The 22,592-nt window shown below is 53.2% G+C and carries 20 protein-coding genes, 1 pseudogene and 1 CRISPR repeat array; of the genes and pseudogenes, 8 read left to right on the top strand and 13 right to left on the bottom strand.

Features of this window, described 5'->3' with window-relative positions:
* Positions 1 to 124: 124 nt before the first annotated feature.
* Positions 125 to 518: direct repeats of the CRISPR family, unit length 36 nt; unit sequence GTGCCTCTACCACTGATGCCGTAAGGCGTTGAGCAC.
* A 283-nt stretch (positions 519 to 801) separates the two neighbouring features.
* The 5 genes from cas6 to cas5 all read left to right on the top strand — a co-directional run bounded on the left by cas6 (position 802) and on the right by cas5 (position 7,263).
* Positions 802 to 1,470, top strand: coding sequence for a type I-MYXAN CRISPR-associated protein Cas6/Cmx6 (cas6, locus tag NBE99_RS10130; protein WP_250681960.1), 669 nt, complete (start codon positions 802 to 804; stop codon positions 1,468 to 1,470).
* Positions 1,397 to 3,742 (top strand): CRISPR-associated helicase Cas3', encoded by a 2,346-nt coding sequence (cas3, locus tag NBE99_RS10125; protein WP_399370469.1) that lies wholly within the window; start codon positions 1,397 to 1,399, stop codon positions 3,740 to 3,742. Before cas6 ends, cas3 begins: the two co-directional genes overlap by 74 nt.
* A 473-nt stretch (positions 3,743 to 4,215) precedes the next feature.
* Positions 4,216 to 5,733, top strand: a complete 1,518-nt coding sequence (cas8a1, locus tag NBE99_RS10120; protein ID WP_250681958.1) for a type I-MYXAN CRISPR-associated Cas8a1/Cmx1 — start codon at positions 4,216 to 4,218, stop codon at positions 5,731 to 5,733.
* 28 nt (positions 5,734 to 5,761) lie between these two features.
* A complete protein-coding gene (cas7i, locus tag NBE99_RS10115) occupies positions 5,762 to 6,634 on the top strand; it encodes a type I-B CRISPR-associated protein Cas7/Cst2/DevR (protein ID WP_250681957.1) in 873 nt (290 codons plus the stop codon).
* Complete coding sequence (gene cas5 / locus NBE99_RS10110) at positions 6,634 to 7,263, top strand: CRISPR-associated protein Cas5 (RefSeq protein WP_250681956.1); 630 nt, start codon at positions 6,634 to 6,636, stop codon at positions 7,261 to 7,263. Before cas7i ends, cas5 begins: the two co-directional genes overlap by 1 nt.
* On the opposite strand, the pseudogene NBE99_RS10105 reads toward cas5, so the two are convergent.
* The 6 genes and pseudogenes from NBE99_RS10105 to NBE99_RS10080 all read right to left on the bottom strand — a co-directional run.
* Positions 7,253 to 7,453 (bottom strand): annotated as a pseudogene (locus NBE99_RS10105) (IS701 family transposase); the annotation flags it as partial. The gene cas5 and the pseudogene NBE99_RS10105 sit on opposite strands and share 11 nt — an antisense overlap.
* A 106-nt stretch (positions 7,454 to 7,559) precedes the next feature.
* Entirely contained in the window at positions 7,560 to 8,639 is a 1,080-nt protein-coding gene (gene fba / locus NBE99_RS10100; RefSeq protein ID WP_149820867.1) for a class II fructose-bisphosphate aldolase, read from the bottom strand.
* A 159-nt stretch (positions 8,640 to 8,798) separates the two neighbouring features.
* Entirely contained in the window at positions 8,799 to 9,044 is a 246-nt protein-coding gene (locus NBE99_RS10095) for a type II toxin-antitoxin system HicB family antitoxin (protein ID WP_250681955.1), read from the bottom strand.
* Positions 9,045 to 9,046: 2 nt separating this feature from the next.
* Positions 9,047 to 10,450: a protoporphyrinogen oxidase gene (gene hemG / locus NBE99_RS10090; RefSeq protein ID WP_250681954.1), complete on the bottom strand. Its 1,404-nt coding sequence runs from the start codon at positions 10,448 to 10,450 to the stop codon at positions 9,047 to 9,049.
* A 24-nt stretch (positions 10,451 to 10,474) separates the two neighbouring features.
* Positions 10,475 to 10,678, bottom strand: coding sequence for a DUF2811 domain-containing protein (locus NBE99_RS10085; RefSeq protein ID WP_011056228.1), 204 nt, complete (start codon positions 10,676 to 10,678; stop codon positions 10,475 to 10,477).
* A gap of 495 nt (positions 10,679 to 11,173) precedes the next feature.
* Positions 11,174 to 12,223, bottom strand: a complete 1,050-nt coding sequence (locus NBE99_RS10080) for a Ycf66 family protein (protein ID WP_250681953.1) — start codon at positions 12,221 to 12,223, stop codon at positions 11,174 to 11,176.
* A 353-nt stretch (positions 12,224 to 12,576) separates the two neighbouring features.
* Here NBE99_RS10080 and murC point away from each other — a divergent pair, with 353 nt between their 5' ends.
* The 3 genes from murC to NBE99_RS10065 are packed head-to-tail and all read left to right on the top strand — an operon-like array spanning position 12,577 to position 15,994.
* Positions 12,577 to 14,001 carry a UDP-N-acetylmuramate--L-alanine ligase gene (gene murC, locus NBE99_RS10075; RefSeq protein WP_315897334.1) on the top strand — a complete coding sequence of 475 codons (1,425 nt, stop codon included), beginning with the start codon at positions 12,577 to 12,579 and terminating at the stop codon, positions 13,999 to 14,001.
* Positions 13,998 to 14,903, top strand: a complete 906-nt coding sequence (gene murB / locus NBE99_RS10070; protein ID WP_250681952.1) for a UDP-N-acetylmuramate dehydrogenase — start codon at positions 13,998 to 14,000, stop codon at positions 14,901 to 14,903. The genes murC and murB overlap by 4 nt, the downstream gene beginning before the upstream one ends.
* Positions 14,904 to 14,908: 5 nt before the next feature.
* Entirely contained in the window at positions 14,909 to 15,994 is a 1,086-nt protein-coding gene (locus NBE99_RS10065; RefSeq protein WP_250681951.1) for a glycosyltransferase, read from the top strand.
* 6 nt (positions 15,995 to 16,000) lie between these two features.
* Here the strand turns inward: NBE99_RS10065 and NBE99_RS10060 are convergent, their stop codons facing one another.
* The 7 genes from NBE99_RS10060 to NBE99_RS10030 are packed head-to-tail and all read right to left on the bottom strand — an operon-like array spanning position 16,001 to position 22,465.
* The gene (locus NBE99_RS10060) at positions 16,001 to 16,654 is read right to left on the bottom strand and encodes a hypothetical protein (protein WP_250681950.1); all 654 of its coding nucleotides are present in this window, start codon (positions 16,652 to 16,654) and stop codon (positions 16,001 to 16,003) included.
* A 34-nt stretch (positions 16,655 to 16,688) separates the two neighbouring features.
* Entirely contained in the window at positions 16,689 to 18,404 is a 1,716-nt protein-coding gene (locus NBE99_RS10055; RefSeq protein ID WP_250681949.1) for an NAD+ synthase, read from the bottom strand.
* Positions 18,405 to 18,421: 17 nt separating this feature from the next.
* Positions 18,422 to 19,132: an NrtR DNA-binding winged helix domain-containing protein gene (locus NBE99_RS10050; RefSeq protein WP_250681948.1), complete on the bottom strand. Its 711-nt coding sequence runs from the start codon at positions 19,130 to 19,132 to the stop codon at positions 18,422 to 18,424.
* On the bottom strand, positions 19,129 to 19,689 hold the full coding sequence (locus tag NBE99_RS10045; protein ID WP_250681947.1) for a nicotinate-nucleotide adenylyltransferase: 561 nt from the start codon (positions 19,687 to 19,689) through the stop codon (positions 19,129 to 19,131). Before NBE99_RS10045 ends, NBE99_RS10050 begins: the two co-directional genes overlap by 4 nt.
* A complete protein-coding gene (locus NBE99_RS10040; RefSeq protein ID WP_250681946.1) occupies positions 19,686 to 20,999 on the bottom strand; it encodes a nicotinate phosphoribosyltransferase in 1,314 nt (437 codons plus the stop codon). The genes NBE99_RS10045 and NBE99_RS10040 overlap by 4 nt, the downstream gene beginning before the upstream one ends.
* A gap of 23 nt (positions 21,000 to 21,022) precedes the next feature.
* Complete coding sequence (locus NBE99_RS10035) at positions 21,023 to 22,012, bottom strand: o-succinylbenzoate synthase (protein ID WP_250681945.1); 990 nt, start codon at positions 22,010 to 22,012, stop codon at positions 21,023 to 21,025.
* Positions 22,013 to 22,024: 12 nt separating this feature from the next.
* Positions 22,025 to 22,465 (bottom strand): hypothetical protein, encoded by a 441-nt coding sequence (locus tag NBE99_RS10030; protein WP_250681944.1) that lies wholly within the window; start codon positions 22,463 to 22,465, stop codon positions 22,025 to 22,027.
* Positions 22,466 to 22,592 lie beyond the last annotated feature (127 nt).

Genomic DNA, 22,592 nt, shown 5'->3' with positions numbered 1-22,592 from the left:
CGGGATTGACAACTGAATACTGGCCGAGGCTAAAAATTTTACAGTCACAAAAAAACGAAGTGCCTGAGGTGCTTGAAAAGTGACTGTGCTAACCTAGTTATAGAGGCATTTCTAGGGTGCCGCTGTGCCTCTACCACTGATGCCGTAAGGCGTTGAGCACGGTGAGCACGCAGTTCCTGTCGCCACTCCTTAACGTGCCTCTACCACTGATGCCGTAAGGCGTTGAGCACAAGCAGAATTTTGGGACGGCCAGAATCGAAGTCACCCCGTGCCTCTACCACTGATGCCGTAAGGCGTTGAGCACATTTGTCGCGGTAGTCTCGATTTTAGTAAGTTTCGTGCCTCTACCACTGATGCCGTAAGGCGTTGAGCACAAACTACCAGGTTCGCTGCCAAGTTTTGTGGAGAAGTGCCTCTACCACTGATGCCGTAAGGCGTTGAGCACGTCTCCTGCGGAAAAACTACCTTCGCCTTGCCAGTTTGTGCCTCTACCACTGATGCCGTAAGGCGTTGAGCACATTGAATCCTTAAAATCCTTAAAATTGTCTTTTTTTAAGAATTAATAAGAATTTTAACCAAGAAAGTTTTTTTGCTACCTTGGTTGCTTAACATAGGCTCTAGAAATAGACTAATATTATTTTTAAATTATGACTGTAATGGGTTGGGTATGATAACTATTGAAACCAGATGAATCTTAAAAAATGAACGACCTGCTACATAAGAATTGCCCTTGGCGAGCAACTGTAAGTAATGAGGAAGCTCAAGTTTAGTCAATAAAGTAAAGTTCTTCGGAATTCGACAATGGCCGATCAGTGTCACTTTCTTGAAATTCATTACAGCTTGCGTGGAAGAACGCTGCCAGCAGATCATGGCTATGCATTGTACTCTGCCATTAAAAAACAGTTGCAACAATCAGGAGGGTCAGATCTACCTTCGGATATACCGAGTGACCTTCACCTTAGCAGTATTGCTGGAGTTCCCAACGGCGAGGGAATGATTTATCTAAATCGTGCTTCGCGCTTTCGCCTTCGCTGTCCTATCAATCAAGTGCGGACGTGGTACCGCTTTTTTCAGAACCAAGTGTTGGATATTCAGGGGCATCTTATTCGCCTTGTGCAGCCGCGCATTACATTGCCAGAACCGTCACGAACCCTCGCTGCTCGGTTGGTCACCTTCAAACTAGAGGCAATTGATCACCAAGACGTTCCTCGCTATTTCCTAGAGTCTTGCCAAAAAAGCCTCACCTATCTGGGGATTCAGGGAAGAGCCTTTATTCCGTCTGATCCCGATGGTAATTTAGCACGGCGCACGATTCAAGTGAAGGGCAAAAAAGTCGTAGGCTACAGCGTGGTTGTTGAGAACCTCAATGCCGAGGACTCGCTGAAGCTACAATGGCATGGATTGGGAGGACGACAACATTTTGGCTGCGGCTGGTTTTACCCAGTCAAGGAGGAACTGGATGCCGCCTAGTTGTTCTCGACCAAAACTAGAACCCGATATTCTTTTGGCAAAATCTTCCCTCCCAAGCAGCGCTAACTGGAGAGGAACTGATCATTTGGTTGGTCATACAGCTGCGGTTGTACAATCAATTACAACTTTAGTAGAGACACTGGGAACAACTCTCCTCCGTCAGTTCGGATTGGGGGATGACATCCAAAAACAAAAAACTCTGCGGGCGACTGCCCAACTGGCTGCTTATTTGCATGATTGGGGTAAGGCCAATCACCAATTTCAAGGTGTGGTAAGGTACCCCCTCAGGGGTTCAAAGCGATCTGTGCAGCCTCAACGTAACCCCTTGCAATATCCACAACTGATTCGTCATGAAGTGGGGTCTGTCTTGCTGGCGTGGGAGTTCCGAGACTGGCTTGGCCAATGCCCCAATGCTGACTTGATGACTGCGATCGCCGCAGCAGGAGGACATCACCTCAAATTAGGCGGTAAGCAGGGGCGTGACACCAGTGAACTGGGGGACATCCGCGAGGGCAGTGGAGATCCTTACCTGTACTGGTATGTCCATCATCGTTACTTCCACAAGCTAATTCGCTATGGGGTGAGAACCCTAGGACTACCTCGGACAATTCCTGCCTTCCCATTCTCGCCAGAATGGGAGATTAAAACGATTAAGGAGAAACGTGAAGCGGTCTTAAACGCTTTTATTGAGTGGAAGCCAGACACTGTGTTTGTTGCTGTTGTGAAAGCACTGCTTGTGGCAGCAGATGCCATTGGCTCGGCGTCAGCACAGGTTGCAACCAACCTCCAGCAGTGGATCCAAAAAGCACTAAAAGAACAGACCTTGGTTAAGGCTGATCTGCAAAAAGTGATTGATGCACGGCGGGGTCAGCAGCCACTGCATCCATTTCAAATTGAACTGAAGGATAAGTCCAAGCGAGTAACCCTAGCACGTGCCGGTTGCGGTACGGGTAAAACCCTTGGTGCCTACTGCTGGGCACAATGCCATGGCATTGGACGGAAGTTGTTCTTTTGTTATCCAACAACAGGCACTAGCACTGAGGGCTTTCTGGGCTATGTTCACAACCAAGTAGAGTCAGAGCTGTTGCACTCTCGCTCGGATATTGATTTAGAGTTAGCTTGCACAGGGGAGGAGGAAGACAATGGTGATGGAGCCGTTAATGAGACCGCTCAGAAATTAGAAGCCTTCAAGGCGTGGGGGGCCAAGGTCAATGTTTGCACTGTGGATACCGTTTTGGGACTCCTGCAATGTCATCGACGTCCCCTATATTGCTTTCCAGCTCTTGCCAATGCTGCTTTCGTCTTTGATGAAGTTCACTGCTATGACGAAGCGTTGTTTGGGGCGCTGCTGCGGTTTCTGAAGGTTGTTAAAGCGCCAATTTTGCTGATGTCCGCCTCATTTTTACCGGCGCAGGTGCAGGCGATTCAGCAGGCAGTGGGAGAGGAAATTGCTATTATCCAAGGTCCTCAGGAGCTAGAAACCTTGCGCCGCTATCGTTTCCATGAACTTGCACAGCCGGATTGGAATCGCGTTAAGCAGGAACTAGACCAAGGCGGTAGAGTTCTGTGGGTTTGCAATCAGGTGGATACAGCGATCGCGACCTATCAGCAAGCCAAAACCTGCGGACTTCAACCTTTGTTGTATCACAGTCGCTTTCGTTATGGCGATCGCGTGCACCATCACCGCGAAGTGGTAGAGGCCTTCAAACAGGATCAACCCCTCCTAGCCATCACCACGCAAGTGGCAGAAATGTCGCTGGACTTGTCGGCAACACTCCTAGTAACTCAGATTGCTGACCCCGCAGGGCTAATCCAGCGCTTGGGGCGCCTCAATCGTCAGTACTGCGGCCACGCCCTTGATGCCCTCTTTTACCCTGACGAAAAGACAGGTTTTCCCTACAGTGCAGATGAGCTAGAGGCGGGATGGGCATTGGTGCGAAACTTTGTCGGTCAAGAGGTTACCCAAGCGCAACTAGCCACTTGGCTAGAACAGTGTAATACCCAACCCACCCCCAAAGATCACTGTGTCTGGCTAGATGGCCAATGGAAAACGTACTCTGCTCCTCTACGCAAAGCAGGCTATACCGTAACTGCTCTCCTCGAACAGGACCTAGAAAAAATTGCCCCACTTAAGTCGAGTGAGTTGCCCCGATACACCCTTCCCCTCCCTACCAAAAACATCAAAGGTTGGCAGCGCCATAAGAGCGGTTATCTCATTGCCCCTAGCAATCAATGGGGCTATTGCCAAGAGTTAGGTGCTTATGGAATCTAAGGAAAAGAAAGCGGTATGATGGATACGTGCTTACCACAGATGCTTCATGCGTTGGGCACGTTGCCGCTAAGCTCTGAACTGCTGGTTAGGCGGTCTTCTACAACCACCGATTGCCTTGAGGCGTTTTCTGCCAGCCTTCTAGGACTAGATTCTGGATAGGCTGGTAATTTTAAGAGCAGCTCTTCAAATGGTTGCAGCTAACCTCTAGGAAAGCTATACTGGAATTGTAGTATCTAAATGCAACCACATGAATCATTCACCACTACCCCGCTACACATTAGAGCCAGCTTCCTTCCCCACTCCAGTAGTTGCTAAAAGGCTGGGGATTTCTGGTAGCGTACTCAACCGTGCTAAGAATACCGGGAAACTGCCATACATCTGCCAGTTCGAAGGCAGTGAAGTCATCGTTGATTTTGATTGCTAAAAGAGAGGCACGGATTACTGGACAGTTGTCAAGATCATTCAGCAAAATTATGCGCCAATTTACCCTGTCAATCTTTGATCCAAACTTTTTGTTGCCCCATCGAGCAGGGATTGCGGGGCTAGCCCTAGCCCTATCCGAGTTGGACAGCCAACGTGAGCAGGCTCCCTTAACTTGGAAGGTCACCGATGAGGCGGTTGAATTGGAGTGGGAGGAAACCGATCAAAAGGTCGTAACATGGCTGCTAAAGCAGACCTATCAGATTAATCACCAAGGCTATCTAGAGGTTCCTGCCCTCAAGCTTGATGAACAGGGGCAATATACCTTTACGCAGGGGGTACTCACCACATTCCTTCAGCACAATACACAGCGCAAACTCAGCAACACTTCTATCACTCGCACGTTCTTAATTGAGCCGGATCAACCAGAGATCCAGATTGAGGTGAAGCCCCTAGAGAGCTGTTATTACACCAGCGACATCAAGGAGGCCTTTAACAGTAAGGGAGCCTTCAAGAAAGAAATTCCCCTAAAGGGAAATCATCTGCCCGGACTGGTGGAATGCTTTGTCAATGGTCCTTATCAAGAGTCGCCCCAAGGGTTTCTGGCATTGCTCTTTTTACCCCTTGCCTGTGGCTACTACCAACTTCCTCCCCAAACCGTTGGTGGCAAACTCTCTGCCCGCTCAGCACTGGTGATTCCTGAAGTTCAAAATCTAAAGCACTGGGTCAAGCGCCGTCGCGCGATGTCCGGGTGCACGTATCGAGACTTTCGTAGCAGTGGCGCCGGTGAATCTGCGTTGCATTTTCTGTTGCAGGAAAAGGTGGTCGAAGAAGCGCAGCAGTTTGGTGTGCACTACTGTGAGGTTTATCAGTTAGGCAAGCAAGTCTGGGATGCGCAGCAGGCTTATTTGAAACAGGCAGTGTACCGTGTAGAGGTTACCGATGAAGTCCTCAAGTTGTATGAAGTCGCACGCCAAGTTTTTCCTGCTCATGTGCGACAAAAGGAGAATGGTGAAACTTGGTTAGCTGTTTCTAAAGCACTGCCTTGGATTTGTGACAATTTAATTGGAGGTCAACCTTGGTATGCAGGTTTCTTTGAGTTTTACAAACGTAATAAGCTCTATGAACGTCAAGGGTTGGTAAAAATGACCGAATACTTGAATACCGATGAACAGGTGCTCTTTGAGGTGGTACAAGGTGCTTTTAGTAAATACCTGTACGGGCAGATTCAGCAAGCTAAGAAGCAAGGTCGCGATCCAGACTATAGACAAGTGACCGATAAGGTTATCTATCGATTCCAACGTCCGAGTACGCAACAGGAATTTGCCACTGCCTTGGTGGATTTCCTCAGCCAGTTTCGTAGCAAAGCCGCTCGCGATAAAGGCCCGCAAATTGTTCACTGGATTCATCGTGAGGAAAACTGGCGACGGGCAAGGGATTTGGTCTTGCTGGCGATCGCCACCTACAGCAGTAAGAAAGGAGACGCTCTGAATGGTGTTGATGTCCCCTTGGAATCAAGGGATGAAGGGGATGCCACCGAAGAGGAAATGTTTTCCTTTGCCGATGAATAGTTTCTGTCTCTCATTCAGGAGTAATGAAATGACAAAGCATCTTTTTGCAACGATTGTAACGACCACTGCTATCGCAGCCAACAACCGCGGGGAAGGGGATGGCAGTACTCTCTCAACATTGCAAAAAATCACCCGTGGCAACGATCAATACACAACTGTCAGTGCAGAAGCGATCCGTTGGGGATTGCGGGAGTATTTTCAAAATCATTACGAAAAAGAGGTGAATCGCACATTTAACCCTGAGACTGACAGGTATAGCTTCAAGGATGAGCAATTCAGCGCTGAAAAATACATTGATGATGACCTATTTGGCTATATGGATGCCAAAAAAGGAAAAGATAACGAGGATGCCACTACAAAACGGCGAGGTGCCCTAGAAGTGAGTCGTGCCATGAGTCTCGATCCCTATTGGGGGGATATTACCTTTGGCTCGAAAGGGGGGGAAAAGGGGAAAACCTCGATCCACAGTACAGAGGTGCACTGCACTGCCTACCAATATACGATCGCCCTCACACCAGAGAGTTTGAAGAAACCAGAGCGTGCCCTCCTTGCCCTCGATGCCATTGGTGCGGTGCGTCATGTCGGTGGCAATCATGCCCGCTTTTTGTACGACTTTCGTCCAGAGTCCATTGTGATTCGGATAACCGATGATCCCAGCCCTTGGATTATGGACGTGTTTAAGCGTATTGGGGAATCGGTGGGCTGCCCGCGGCTAATGCGACTGGTTGAAGTGGGAGATGTGAAAGCCGAGGAGCTGATTGTTGGCGGTGAGATTGCCGATACCCCCTATGGTCACCAGTTAGAGGCGTTAGGGGTTCAGGTTCATCGCGGGGTCAAGGACGCGATCGCCCACGCCAAAGCACAATTAACGCAACAACTCAAGCTTGAGGTGCCCGCCTAATGCAACTTTACATTGATTGTCCCTGTACCAGTTTTCCCCGCAGCTTTGCCCGCGACTTTAAGGAGACCTACCGCTATCCCCCCCCCTCCACGATCTATGGCATGCTCCTTTCCCTGATCGGTGAAGAGAATTTAGATCAACATCGGGGGGTCAAACTAGCTATTGGCATCATCGGTGCTGACCCACCCATTTCTCGCATTTTGCGTAAACAGCGGCATCACAAGTTCAGCAAGAATCGCCTCGGCACCTATCCCACGAGTAAATTCTCCAAGCCGAATCACCATGAACTGCTCACCGATGTGCAACTGGTGGTCAAGGTTGATTCGAGTGAGGAAAATGCCCCCCTGAAGCTAGTTGATCGGCTGGCGATCGCCTTCAATACACCTCAGCAAATTGCCCGCTTTGGTGGCCTCAGCCTAGGGGAGTCGTGGGCACTGGTTAATGGGGTATGCCCCTATCGTGAAACTGACGGCACCATTCGCTGGCTCATTAAAGACAATCGCGGTCTGATTAGCCTGCCCATCTGGATCGATCGCCACACAACCAAAGGGATGTTCCAGCGCTTTCGGCTCAGTCCAGACTTTCAATCAGATTGTTGGGTCACCATTCCTAAGACGAGTGTTGGCTAGGTGGTTGATTCTCTAAACCCACCGCTTTTGCAATGGCAGGTAAGGACTTGCGTTTAATGTCACTAATCATGCCCAAATGCAGGTACGTGAAGGCTTCAAAGCTGCGCACGTCTGAAAACAAGTCTCTGTACAGTTCGCAATACTCATCTACAAACTGAAGGGTGGGTCGAGCAGGTCTGCTGGTAGACATAGGTTCCTCGATAGTTAAGGAGGAATACAAGCAAGGAGATAAATAAAGGGTGACCGTAGCCACCCTCTATCACGTTACTTATCGTTGCTCAGCGATCGCAGAGTGCCTAGACCACCACGGTTTTCTGAGTTACTTGTTTCAGTTCACCTTTGGCATATTTGGCGGCATAGTCATCGAGGCTGAGTTGCTTGATTTTGCTGGCGTTGCCGGCGGTACCAAATTGCTGATAGCGATCGGCACAGACTTTTTGCATGTATTTAATGGACGGCTTGAGGAAGTGACGGGGGTCAAATTCCTTGGGTGCCAAGGCGAGGGCTTCACGCACCGCAGCGGTAATGGCTAGGCGGTTGTCGGTGTCAATGTTGACTTTGCGCACACCACTCTTGATGCCTTTTTGGATTTCTTCCACAGGCACGCCGTAGGTTTCAGGAATGGTGCCACCGTACTGGTTAATGATGTCAATCAAGTCTTGGGGCACGGAGCTAGAACCGTGCATCACCAAGTGGGTGTTGGGCAAACGGCGGTGGATTTCTTCCACGCGGCTGATGGCGAGGATTTCACCGGTGGGTTTGCGGCTAAATTTGTAGGCACCGTGGCTGGTGCCAATGGCCACTGCAAGGGCATCCACTTGGGTGCGCTCCACAAAATCCACGGCTTGATCGGGGTCGGTGAGCAGCATCGAGTGATCGAGGGCACCCTCAAACCCGTGGCCATCTTCGGCTTCCCCTTTACCAGTTTCCAAGGAGCCAAGGCAGCCCAGCTCGCCTTCCACAGAAACACCAATGGAGTGCGCGACTTTTACCACTTCGCTGGTGACGGCCACATTGTACTCATAGCTAGCGGGGGTTTTGGCGTCGGCTTCGAGGGAGCCATCCATCATCACACTGGTAAAACCGTTGCGAATGGCGGAGTAGCAGGTGGCAGGCTCGTTACCATGGTCTTGGTGCATAACAATGGGGATGTGGGGGTAGGTTTCCACCGCAGCCAAAATCAGGTGACGCAGGAAGTTTTCCCCAGCATATTTACGGGCACCCCGCGATGCTTGCAAAATCACGGGACTGTCGGTTTCATGGGCCGCCTGCATGATGGCTTGGATTTGCTCCATGTTGTTGACGTTGAAGGCGGGAATGCCGTAACCATTTTCGGCTGCGTGATCCAGCAGCAAGCGCATGGGTACGAGTGCCATAGGGTTATGTCCTCCTTAGTAGAGCGGATGTATCGCTTCGTTAACCTTACCGATAATCTTAGGCTATGTTTGCTCGTTTATGTTACAGGAGAGCGATCGCTGGCCTATTGAGAATACAGCCCTTTTCTATAGATAAGGGGTATCCAAAGAGGATAAGACTCAAAAAATCTCGCGTACGGGAACTTCAATGCCGTTAATCACTGGTACAGGGATGCCCCGCGAGACATGGAAATAGATCCAATCTTCCAAGAGTTCGGAGAGATGCTCGCGGCATTCAAGCACTGTCTTGCCATGGGCCTTGACCCCCTCAAGGTCTGTAATTTCACCATAGATCAGGCCATCCTCTGCATTGAAGTGATAGGTAGCCCGCTCAAGAGCCGCATTCATATAGTCCGACAGCAACATCCCTAGGGCTGGCCTCCTGAAAGGTAGGCAGCAACAGCAGCAGCCGTTCTATTGCCATGATCGACGCGATCGCCCAAGGCGACACCCTCAGCATAGTTACTACAGAGGAAAAGGCCGGGGGTTTGACTGAGGGCATGGGTCACCTGCTGCCACTGCTCAGGGTAGCCCACCATGTATTGGGGAATCGCCCGTCGCCAAACCTTCATGCCGAGTAAACGTGCCTTGGCTGGAGGTAAATCAAGGAGGCGGGTCAAGTCCTGCTGCACCTGCTGGACAATGGCTTCTTCGCTGAGGCTTGCCAAATCAGGATCTGTGGCACCGCCGATAAAACTCGTAAAGACCTGCCAACCAGCGGGGGTGCGTTGGGGGAATAGGCAAGAAGACCAAATCGTACCAAGGGTGCGGATACCCTGACCGCGAGGGATGAGTACCCCAAAGCCGGGGCGGACACTGCGCCCAAGTCCGGCGGGATAGGCCAAAACGACACAGGCTACGGTGGGATAGGGGATGGTAGCTAAAACACGGGCGATCGCCGGCTGAAAAGGCGCCACCAACTCTGCGGTTTGATAGGCGGGTGTTGCCAAGACCACACTGCGGGCGTGCCACGTTTGCTCACCACTGCGCAGCAAGTAGCCACCATTGGGTTCTGGAGTGATTGCTTGAACAGGGGTTTGTAGGTGCAGGGGTGCCTTCAGGTGTTGGGCGATCGCCCGCGGTAGGGCTGCCAACCCTTCCTTAAAGGAGCCGAGTTCCCCCGATTGCATCTGCACACTGGTAGGCGGCTTCGGTTTAGGGGGTTGTTGACGCCGAAGGCGCAGGGCACCAGCAATGAGACTTCCTCCAAGTTTTTCTAGTTGGGCAATGCGGCGAAAAGCGGCGGCAGCACTCAGTTGTTGGGGATCACCTGCATAGACTCCAGAGACAAAGGGCGCCACTAGGCGCTCAGCCACCTCTTGACCCAAATGGCGGCCGAAAAATGAACTGACTGACTCATCGCCACTGCCCAGATAGGGGGGCACAAACCCCAAGGCGCCAAGGGCTGCTCGCACTTTTCCCCAAGGACTGAGGAGATTTGAGGTGGCCAGGGCGAGGGGACGGGTGGGTTCTAGGGGGTAGAGTTGCCCCCGCCAGTAGATGTAGCGCGGTAGGTGGCGATCGCCCCGAATCAGCTCCGACTGCAAGCCCACTTCAGCAATGAGTTGTAACAGAGCAGGGGTCGGTGCAAAGCTATTGGGTCCCAGTTCCCAGACGAAGCCTTCGGCTGCTTCTGTGGTGATATTACCCCCAAGGCGATCGCTGGCCTCTAGGAGAACCACACTGTACTGGGGGGCAGTCTGCTGCAACCGCCAAGCAACACTCAGGCCACTCAGGCCACCGCCCACAATTGCGACATCTACCTCACTCACCCGTGCTGCTCCCCTCCAAAACGCTTAGGATCGCTTAAACAACGAGTCGAGATAGACCCGTGCCGTGCGGCGATCGCATTCTCCATTTTGCAGCAAAAAGAGCGAGAGTGCGGCCACAAAAACGCGATCCTGATCCCAATCGGGATGCCGCTCGAGGTAGTATTTCAGGGTTTCGTGTAGCTCCTCTGGAATCTCGGCAAGAATACTAATCGTGGCTTGAGCGTTCATACCGTGAGTTACCTCAATAAAACCAAGACAAAATTGCAGGCGCAATCAACTCGCCCTGGGTAAACCTGTGGAAAACTCCCATAAAAGTTCTGACCAAATCCCCAAACCCCTGACTTGGAGCGGGATTTAGCCCTACATTCACAAGGTTTCAGAGCAAGTGAATCTCTATCCGTGGAACTCCATTGTCTGGGTTGTCCTAGGGTCTGTCAATCCTTGTTTTTGCCCATCTTGGCGATCGCAATCCACGACAGAATGAGCATTTCCAGACTTTCAGTGCCCCTTAGGTTTTCCCCAACCCCTCAACAGGGAGTTATCCCCAGAAAAGTTCCGAAGGCCGATAACAACGTCAAGGCCTGTGGAAAACTTCCCCTTGATCTGTGGAAAACTTTGGTGAAATTGGGGAATTTTTGGGGAAAGTTAGGGGAAAATTAAGGTTCTATTAAGATTCTGCTCAGAGAAAATAAAAACGCAAAAAGTCAGGAATCCATGACTTTATTACAGACGAGCTTCACGGGGTGGCCAGTCATCATCCTCAGGGGGAGTATGTTCTGGGTTTTCGATGGTTATCCCCTCTGACGTTGCCTCATCCTCAACATCACTACTTTCGGGAATATCCCCTAGGAGATCGGCGGCAGAGGTAGGCGATTCTGGAGCTGGTGGCATCGTTTCTGTGGGTTCAGCATCGGAAGTAGATTCAGAGACGGGAGGCGGTGCTTCTACTGCTTCGGGGGGGACTGTGGGTTCTGGAGCCTCAACTGCGGTCTCAGGGAGGGCTGGTTCTACCGAGCTGGCCACAGGTTCTTCTGAAGCAGTAACCGTTGCTGGTTCTGGCTCCTCTGGGGTGCTAGCAGTTGGCGACTGCGGCATTTCAACACTAGGCGCTTCTGGGGCAGGAATTTCGGCAACCCCTTCGTGATCAGCCGGTGTGTCTGTAGGAGTCTCCGCGGTTGGGCTGGCCGTTGTTTCTGCGACTGGCGTTGGTTCAGGTGCAGCCGATTCTTCTGGAACTGCGGCGGCTGCCTCAGTGGCTGGGGTGGGTTGTTCGGCAACGGTACTGGGGGTGCTTGTTTCCCCTGTCCACAGATCCTCTTTGATATCGCCAGTATCCATCGGCGGTGGTGGGGTATCCACGGGAAGCGGGGGGCGATCCGGCTGTTTCTGAAGGCGATCGCGCAGGCGACTGATGAGGCCTTGGAGTTGCTCACCCATCTTCGCAAAGGTGCCTTCGGGGAGCAGAGACTGGACTTTTTGCCAGAGGGCTTGGGCTTTTTGGGTATCGGTGCGATCGCCCGGATAGGTGAGTTGCCAGCGATAGCTGAGGCTCTGCCAGCCAAACCAGAGAATTAAAACAACGGCGGCGGCTGTTCCTAGGAGCAATCCACCGCCAATGCGATCGCCATAGATCCACAGAGTTAGGGCAAAGAATAATCCCGCGCCACTGGCTATCAGATCAAACCTACGGTACAGTTCCGGCAGGAAGAACCCCAATAGATACAAGCCTAAACTGGCGATCGCCATACTCCAAGCCAGCAAGTTCGTCAGCATTCCCAGTCCTCAGCAAGATAACGGCACACCGACAAGACGGTATCAACCTTATACCTTACACCGCACTGGATTTGTCTCTGCCAGAGTTTATTCTTTGTCGAAGTCCTGCTCCCAACCAAGGAAGGTGCTGTCGCCCTAAATAAACTGTTTGCAAAAAATTTTTGGATCAGCGTGACATATTTGCCTTGGATCTGCCAGTATTAGCCCATGGAGATTGAAGGTGACCTGCTATGATGAGCCTAAGGATTTATGCCTATTGATATTAGTCTATTGATACTCATTGATATTAATTATTGATTCAAGTATTTCTTTCTGGTGGCGTGAAGGAGTTGTTTGTGGCAAATCAGCCAGTGATGGAGTTTAATGAGCGTCCATTCCACTTCATTGGCATTGGTGGTATTGGTATGTCAGCCCTTGCCTATATTCTGGCCAAGCAGGGCTTTAGGGTGTCTGGGTCAGATTTGCACCCCAACCGTTTGACGGAGCAACTGGCTGAGTTAGGCGTGCAGATCTTTATTGGCCAGAGTGCCGCCAACCTTGAAACGTATCCCTTTACCTCTCTGCCTCAAGTCATCTGCTCCACCGCCATTCGCAGCGATAACCCCGAATATCAAGCGGCTCAACGGTTAGGCTGTCCCATTTTTCACCGTTCCGATGTGCTGGCGGCACTGATGCACCGTAGCCAAAGCATTGCCGTTGCCGGTACCCACGGTAAAACCACCACCAGCAGCATGATTGCCTATCTCCTGTTGCAGGCAGGGCTAGATCCAACCATTATTGTGGGAGGTGAGGTGGCAGCGTGGCAGGGCAACGCCCGTGTGGGTAAGAGTGGCTACCTAGTGGCCGAAGCTGATGAGTCCGATGGCTCCCTGCGCAAATTCCATCCGTACATTGGCATCATTACCAATATCGAACTCGACCACCCCGATCACTACAATTCTCTTGAAGAGGTGGTAGCCACGTTTCAGCAGTTTGCCGATCAGGCAGACATTGTTATTGCTTGTGCCGATTGCCCGAATATCCGCGATCGCCTGCATCACCGGCGCCTGTTGACCTATAGCCTGCAACGCCAAGCCGATGTGGACTACTGCGTGGATCATATTCAATACACCTCTGAGGGCACCACGGCACGGGTTTGGGAGCGGGGCACATCCCTTGGCATTCTGCAACTCAGTGTCTTGGGTGCCCACAATCTGCAAAATGCTCTGGCAGTGATTGCTGTCGGACGTCACCTTGGCATTGATTTTGCCACCATTGCCGCTGCCCTGTTGGAGTTTCGGGGTGCCCGCCGCCGCTTTGAAGAACGCGGACAGGTGAATGGCATTCGCTTTATTGATGACTATGCCCACCATCCCAGTGAAATTATGGTTACTTTAGAGGCAGCCCGCCTACAAGTGGGAATGCAAGCCCCTTGGCAACGGGTGGTGGCTGTCTTTCAACCCCATCGCTATAGTCGCACCCAAGCATTTTTAGAGGCCTTTGGCCAGTGCTTTGCCGCGGCGGATCATGTGATCTTGACGGATATCTATAGTGCAGGGGAGCCTAATCCCGGCACGATTAGCGGTGCCGATGTCGCCACCTGTGCCCGCCAGTATCATCCTGTGGTGGATTACTGTCCTACCCTTGAGGCGGTGCAAAAGCATTTGGCCCATGTCCTGCAACCCGGTGATTTAGTGATTTTCCTTGGGGCTGGAAACCTGAACCAACTCATTCCGTCAGTAATGGCGGATCAAAAACAGTTGAGCGTTGCTTCCCTCACTGAGGCGATCGCCCTATGACCTTGACCTGCTTGCCCCAAACCCAGTGCCCCCTACAACATCAAGTCTCTCTTGCGCAGTTTACCACCCTCAATGTGGGTGGCTGTGGTGAATGGTTTGTGGAACCACATACGGTTGCTGAATTGCAAGCCGCCTACACTTGGGCACAGGAGGAGGAACTGCCGATTACGGTGTTGGGGGCAGGATCGAATCTGCTGGTGAGTGATCAGGGCGTTTCGGGACTCGTGATCTCCACAAAGCACCTGCGTTACCTCACGAGTGATCTTGAGACGGGACAACTCACGGTGGGTGCGGGGTATCCCTTGCCGAAGCTGGCTCATTATGCGGCAAAACTGGGCTGGCGCGGTTTGGAGTGGATTGTCGGCATTCCCGGTACCGTGGGGGGAGCAGTGGTGATGAATGCGGGTGCCCATGGGGGCTGTACAGCGGATCGGCTTGTGTCAGCTGTGATCTTGGAACCCGATGGCACGCTGGCAGTGGTGTCGGCACGGGAGTTGGGCTATGGCTACCGTACATCGAATCTTCAGGACACCCAGCGATTGGTTCTGCAAGCCACATGGCAGTTGGAACCCGGCCATGATCCGGCCCAAGTAAAAGCCGACACCCAAAAACACTTGAGCGATCGCCTGCGGACACAGCCCTACGATTTCCCCAACTGTGGCAGTGTCTTTCGCAATCCCCAAGAGCGAACAGCGGGTTGGTTAATTGAGCAAACGGGCTTGAAGGGCTACCAGATGGGCCGCGCCCAAGTTTCCCAAAAACATGCCAACTTTATTCTCAACTGTGGCGGCGCAACAGCCATGGAGGTCTATCGCTTGATTCGCCATGTGCAAACCGCCGTAGCGGATCGCTGGTCGGTGTGGCTGCACCCCGAAGTGAAGCTGATTGGTGACTTTGCCTAGTTCCTATGGCCATCACCCTCTGCATGATTGTGCGGGATGAGGCGGCACGCTTACCCCAATGTCTGGCCAGTGTTGCCGGCGTTGTGGATGAGGCGGTGATTGTGGATACAGGGTCACAGGATGAAACGGTGGCGATCGCCCGCGATTGGGGAGCACAGGTTTATGAAGTTCCTTGGGAAGAGGATTTTGCTGCCGCTCGCAACATTGCCCTGAAGTATGTCACCACCGAGTGGGTACTGGTTCTCGATGCGGATGAAACGCTCACACCATCATTTGCCGCTGTACTGCCTGAGGTTTGCCAGCAGCCCAATTGGCTAGTGGTGACATTGCTGCGGCAGGAATTGGGCGTTGTGCCCCCCTACACCTATGTCTCGCGTCTCTTTCGTTGCCATCCCGACCTGTGTTTTCAGCGTCCCTACCACGAAACAATTGATGACAGCGTTCTCGCCCTGCAACAGCGGCAACCCCATTGGCAAATTGGTCATGTTAACGGTGTCGCCATTGTCCATAGTGGCTATCTTGGTGCCCAGCGGCAACAGAAACAGGCACGAGCCGAGCGGATCATGCGCCGCCACCTTGAGCAGCACCCGCAGGATGCCTACCTGTGGAGTAAATTGGCCGGTGTGTATTTGGCTGCTGGCGCCCTAGATCAGGCTCAGCACTGTCTGGAGCAGGGATTAAAGGTTACAACACTTCCCCCCGCCGTTGCCTATGAACTCTACTATCAACAGGGCAATCTTTACGCTGAACGCGGCCAGTGGCAAGCGGCAATCCAAGCCTATGAAACTGCCCTCAGAACCCCTACCCCTGAAGTAATGCACATTGCAACCTATCTGCGGCTGGCGGAGGCTCAAAAGCAATTGAAACGCTGGGGGGATGCCCTTGCCACCTACGATCGCCTGCAAGCCTTGGATCCCACCTGTGCCTTGGCCTATCAAAATCAGGGGGCACTGCTGCTGCGTTTAGGACAAGTCAGACCTGCCCTTGACAAACTGCGTCAGGCCATTAACCTATGGCAAGATCAAAATCCTGCGGAAGCCCAGCGCCTCACCCAAGAACTGCAAGCAATGGGACTTCTCTCACTCAGCTAGGCGGGTTTATAGAGCGTTTTGGATCAGGGTGGTTGTCCGTACCAGTTGCCAAATTTCCTCCTCCCAAGGTTCCTGACGGGTCAACGACAGTCGCTCAATCAGGAGTTTCTGACCACTGGAGCGCAGGATCAGATTGCCGCAGTGGGGCAGCACATTGATCAATTTGGCCTCAAAGGTGGGCAGGGCGGCGCGGGTTTGGGTGTAGAGTTCAAATTGGGTACTAGGGACTCCGAGGACTTCAGGCTCAACTCTAACAAAGTGACATCGCGACAGCGCCACATCAAACATCTTGCGCACCATGGAGCCAATCATGCCTTTGGCACTGGGCAGATGTAGCAAAATCCACGGCTCACTGGGAAAGGGCTGGGCAATCATTGCCACTAGATGATTGTTGTCACTATCAGCTACCCCGCAGAGAACAAGATCATCAACGCCTCGGCGATAGGCTTGCTCAAGGACACCTTCATAGGCAGTGGCGCGGAGCGTGGCTTTAATGTCTGGCAGGAGTGGATCGACGGTATCAAGAAACTGAAAACCCAAGGGAAGTAACACCTCCTTGAGGGGGTTCGCGATCGCCGGATTGGGCTGCGGATTGACAAACAAAAGAACAAGACAAAAAATAACTATCGCGATAGCGATGCCAATCAAACCCACTACCATCCTCTTGCGCCCCGCTTTGAGTGCTACCCTCAGCCTACCACTGGGCTGCGATCGGCATCCGCCAACCGGAACCAAAGGCGCGGTCAGTAATCTTTAAGCCCGGTGCCGCCTGCTGGCGTTTAAATTCCGCCCGTTGAACCATGCGGCGCACCCGTTGCACGAGGTCTAGGTCGTATCCCGCAGCGGCAATTTCCTGATCTGACTGGTGGCGATCGATCATCCGCGCCAAAATGCCATCGAGAATGTCATAGGGCGGTAGGCTATCCTGATCCGTTTGGCCGGGTTTGAGTTCAGCACTAGGGGCTTTGGTGAGAATGTGGGGGGGAATGACAACGGAGCTGGCGATCGCCAAATCGGGAATCGGCTGTCCCTGAGCCGCCTGCTGATTCAGCCAATGGCAGAGTTCATAGACACGGGTTTTGGGGACATCGGCAATCGCCGCAAGGCCACCACTCATATCGCCGTAGAGGGTGCAGTAGCCCACTGCCAGTTCAGATTTATTACCCGTGGAAATAAGCAGGTGACCAAACTTGTTGGCGATCGCCATCAGCAGCGTGCCCCGAATGCGGGCTTGGATATTTTCCTCCGCCACCCCACTGGGGGTTCCAGCAAATAGGGGCGCCAGTACCTCGCTGTAGGTTTGCATCAGCGGCGCAATGGGTAAAACCTGCGTGGCAATCCCTAGATTCGTCGCCAACGCCTTGGCATCGGTGATCGAGTGATCGGAACTGTAGGGAGAGGGCATCAAGACCCCCAGCACCTGTTGGCTGCCCAAGGCTGCCGTCGCGATCGTCGCCACCAAGGCGGAATCAATCCCCCCACTGAGGCCAATGACCACTTGTTGAAAGCCACATTTACGGGCGTAATCCCGCACCCCTAGCACCAAGGCTTGCCAAATTTCCTCTGGCTCACTCGTGGCTGCAGGGGCGATCGTCTGCGGTTGTAAGTCTCCCCCTTCCCAGTGCACGGCTAGGTAGTCCTCACGAAACCCCTTGGCTTGGCTAACGATCTGACCCTGACGATTCACCGCTAAACTGCTGCCATCAAAAATCAAGTCATCATTGCCCCCCACCTGATTGGCATAGATCAAGGGGCAGCCATACTGCCGAGCCGTATGTTCAATCAGCGCTTGGCGTAATTTCGGTTTCCCCACACAGTAGGGTGATGCCGAGAGATTCACAATCAGATCAGCCCCTTGAGCCACCAATTCAGCAACGGGATTGCGCTCGTAGTATCGCTGTCCCCAAAACTGCTCATTGTTCCAAAGGTCTTCGCAAATGGTGACGCCAATTTTGATCTGGTCAGTGGCTGTCGTCAAGGTAAAGAGATTCTCAGTGCTGCCGGGAGCAAAATAACGGCATTCATCAAAGACATCATAGGTGGGCAATAACTGCTTGGCAAAGACCTGTTGTACCTGTCCCCCCTTGAGGAGGGCTGCACCATTGTAGAGGGGCTTTTCGCCCTTGATGCCAGCGGCAGGATTCGGCAAGACGGTGCCCACGAGTACCGCAACCTCAGCAGGTAAAGTGGCGGCCAGATGCTGGAGTTCCGCTTGGATCGCCTCAACAAAATAGCGGTTCAGCAGTAGATCCTTGGGGGGGTAGCCACACAGGGCCAGCTCAGAGGTGATGACCAGATCCACAGGGTGCTGGCTGCGGAGCTGCTGGACTGCGGTGAGGATCGCTTGGGCATTGGCCTTGAGACTACCGACGGTGGGGTTCAGTTGAGCAATCCACAGATGCACAGCCATAGGAGTTCCTCAAAGGGTTAGACAAAAACTAGGGGCTTATCCTTAAGGGGCGCGAAGGCCTCGCGATCAAAGCGGTAGAGCGTTGCCGGTCGACCCGCCCCGCGGATCACTTTTTGGTGCGTATCCTGCAAAATGCCGAGTTTGAGGAGCCGTGAGCGGAAATTGGAGTAGTCAGAAAAGTTGGCCCCCAAGACTGTGCTGTAGAACTGATAGAGATCATTGAGGGTGAAATACTCCGGCAGCACATCAAAAGCGACGGGGCTGTACTCCAGCTTATTGCAGAGGCGGCGGTGACCATAGGCCAAGATTTTACTGTGATCAAAGGCCAGTTCAGGACAGGCATTCAGGGCAAACCACTGCACGGGACAGTCGCCGGCGGCAATCAGTTCCGCATCGGCAAAGCGCACCAAAGCAAAGTAACTCACTGAGAGATAGCGCTTACCATAGGTGCTCTCGCGCGGATCCCGCCCCGGTTCGCCAAAGGTGTACAGCTGCTCTAAGTAGAGGTTACTGACGCGAATTTTTTCGGCAAGGGTGCGATAGGCAGCGGCTTCAAGGGATTCCCCCTGCCGCACGAGGGTGCCGGGAAGGCTCCAATAGCCCGCAAACGGCGATTGTTGTCGCTGAACCAGCAGTACAAGGAGGCGATTTTGATCCGTATCTACGGAGAAAATGACGTTGTCCACGCCGACAACAAATTCCGCAAGGGGCACAGAAGAGACCGTCATGACTGCGAGTAGAGTCCTTGCTGCTGAATATACTGGGCGATCGCCGGCAGGAGTTGTTGTTCATCCCGCTGTTGCCGATAGGTGGTGGAGGAGACCGCTGGCCCGCGATAGTTAGCCAATTCTACTTGGGGACACAGTTGCCGCACGGCTTGCCAGTCCTTGGGGTCAATGACAACACCCGGACGCTGCAAGACCAAGAGCTTCACTTGAGCCAGAAGTTTCTCCGCCTGATACCATTGGGGCAGTTTAGCGAGAACATCACTGCCCACCACAAGGGTGAGGGGGTCATTCGGCCACTGCTGCTTCACCTGCTCCACGGAATGGATGGTGTAGGGGTGGCTGAGTTCGGGGCGATGTTCGACATTGGGGCGGTTGAGGCTGCGCACTAGGAGATTGAGCATGGCTTGGCGATAGGGCAGGGGGGTTTGCTGCCCTTTGAAGGGATTATCGGCTGCCCACACCAAAACGCGGTCATAGCGATCGCTCAACCACTGGAGAATGTCCCCATGGGCGGCAGTGGGCGGATCGGCACTGGTACCAAAGAGGGCAATGGTCATGGATGCTGTCGCAACTGTTGAATCAGGGCTTCAAGGGCAGGGGAATAGACCACTGGCTGAGTCACCTCTAGGAGCGTATCTGGCAATTCTGCCAAACTGGCACGGTGGCGATCGCGAATTGTCGTCAAGGACTCGGGGGGAAAAAGGGGGCGCCCCTCCTGCATGACCAGTTCGAGGAGCGGTTTGCCCCAGACATTTTCCTCGCTGGCCAAGGCAAGGCAATCCCCACTGGGACGGCGATAAATTTGCTTGCGTCCCGGTAACGTCATTTTGCCACTGGAGGTCTTCATGACTCCTTGACCACTAATTTCCACGAGTTTATAGACGCCGTTGACAGGATCCCCCGTTACCAGCTTAGTGCCAATGCCATAGGCATCAATACAGGCACCGGCTGCTCGCAGGCGGCGAATTTCCCCTTCATCGAGATCCCCACTGGCAATGATTTTTGTTTGGGGCAAGAGCTGGCGAATTTTCTGGGAGAGGCTTAGGAGATCCCCTGAATCAATGCGCACGGCCTTGACGATAATTTCCCCGGCCGCTTGGCGATCGGCGAGGGTGGCAACGGCGGCGAGGGTGTCATAGGTATCGACCAACAGCGTTCCTTCAGGGTAGTAGCGCAAGAAAACCGTAAAGGCATCCTGTTCTGTACCCGCGAGGGTGGCGATCGCCATCACAAGGGAGTGTGCCATCGTGCCTGTGGGGGAAACCCCCAACTGCTGTGCCGCCAGCACATTGGACGTGGCCGTAAATCCGGCTGCGAGGGCTGAGCGTGCTGCCCAGAGGGAAGCCTGAGGACTAAAGGCACGGCGCGTGCCAAATTCCAGCAGATCTACCTCTTCTCCCACCAACTGTCGCAGCCGTGAAGCGCGGGTAGCCACCAAGGTCTGGTAATTCACAATGTTGAGCAGACAGGTTTCTAACCACTGGGCTTGCCAGAGGGGGGCCTCAATCCGCAGCAGGGGTTCCTGGGCAAACACCACCGTCCCTTCGGGAACTGCCCAAACATCCCCCCGGAACTCACTGTGGCTCAACAAGTCCCAGAACGCGGCGGGTGCTCGCTCAAAAACCGCTAGACTTTTCAAGTAATCAATTTGCTGGGGAGTAAACCGCACCTGCTGCAAGTACTCCAGCACCTGAGCCAACCCCATGGCCACCAAATACGTATATCCGCGGGGTAGTCGCCGTACACTGAGTTCAAAACTGGCGGGTGTCCAAGCCAAATCTTCGCCCGCATAGGTGGCCGCCATCGTCAGTTGATAGAGATCCGTCAGCAAACTGTAATCACTGGCGGCCAAGCTCAAACCGGTCATGGCTCTGTCATGTAAAGGATGTTTTACTTATAGTGATTTTTACCATAATTGTCAAGGTAATCCCATGTCGCTGCGTAATCTGCAAGGGCAGTCAGTAGGGGAGCCGATCGCCAGCGTTCGACGCCAAAACCGAGGGCATGACAGGGCTGCCATGTTTCAAAGAGATGAAAAATTGCCATACGGGCGATCGCCCCTTCAAGGGCAGAGGAAAAAACCAGCCGCTGCGGTTCTAAACCTTGACGAAATAAGAGGCTCAGGCGTTCTGGAGAACCAAAGAGGGCCGGCTTAATCACAAAGAGTCCCGGCCAGCCGCGATCTAACCAACGCTGCAATTCCGTTGCACTGACCACACTTTCATCAAGGGCGATCGCCGTTGTCACCGTCTGAGAAAGGGCGAGTAGGGCTTGCCATTGGTTGGGGGGCAGGGGTTGCTCCACATACTCGATTTTGCCGTTCCCATGGCGATCGAGCCACGTCAACCAGCGCGCTGCGGTTACCACATCCCAACCACCATTGGCATCAAGGCGTAATTTTGCTCCCTGAGGCAGTGCTGCCAGTAACTCCCTGAGGATGCCTTGTTCCCTTTCTGGGGAAGTCACACCCACTTTCCACTTGAATGTGGTTTGTCCCCGCTGCCAAGGCTGCTGCCACTGCTCAAGGGCGGCTCGACCACTCCCTAAAAGTGCGCAGATCGGCCAAGGGCGAATCGCATAGGGCAATTGCCCCACACTCTGCCAAGCGGTGGCAAAACCAAACTGGGCGGCAGGTAAGTCCTCAGGAATTGCAGCAATAACCTCTGGGCTAAGGTGGGTGGGCAGTTGCTGGCACAGAGCAATATCAGCGCTGAGGGTTTCGCTGCCCCAGCCGGGAAGGGGGGCAATTTCACCGTAGCCCACGTGGCCTTGTTCATCTTCGAGGCGTAGATAAATTCCTGAGCGCGATCGCCAGACCCCCTGCGCCGTTGCCAAGGGTTCCCGAAGGGGTTCCTCATACACTCGCCACTGCCAGCGCACCCCTAGCCCCCACTAAACCCGCTCGAGGGTTGCCTCTAGCAAATGTTTGAGCTTATGGCTGTTGTGAATCCCGCTGAGGAGTGTGTAGTGATTGGCGTCCAGTTGCCAGTAGTGCTCGAAACCCGTACAGCGGCTGGCATCGCCCAACAGAATAAAGTGTTGCACAATTGCATGGGGTGTGATCCACCCCTCCCCCTCCAGCCGACCAAAGAGGCTGTGTTGGAGCACATAGGTAAACACCTGCTCATCTAGTTCCAACTTTCCCCGCGACTGCAAAATTAATTCTGGCTTCACTTGATCAGGAAACGTGATCTTGGCGGCCATGGAAAACCAGTCATCTTGGCCGTAGGAGACTAAAATCCTTCCCGTCACGGCAATGGGTTCCTGATTGGCCTCTAACCACGTTCCCTTGAGCAGCCACCGCCCCCCATCAACTAAAAACGTATGATTCACGTTCTCGATATCCCCAATGGCTGTCCTGATTGTAGCCTTCCCCAATTTTCAGTGCTAGAGATCGGCAGGAATTTTTGGAAGCCTCTCTGACCCCAAGGGGCGATCGCTATGATCAAGGGATAGTCTA

Source organism: Thermosynechococcus sp. HN-54, assembly GCF_023650955.1.
Taxonomy (GTDB): domain Bacteria; phylum Cyanobacteriota; class Cyanobacteriia; order Thermosynechococcales; family Thermosynechococcaceae; genus Thermosynechococcus.
This window is presented reverse-complemented; position numbering and strand designations above follow the sequence as displayed.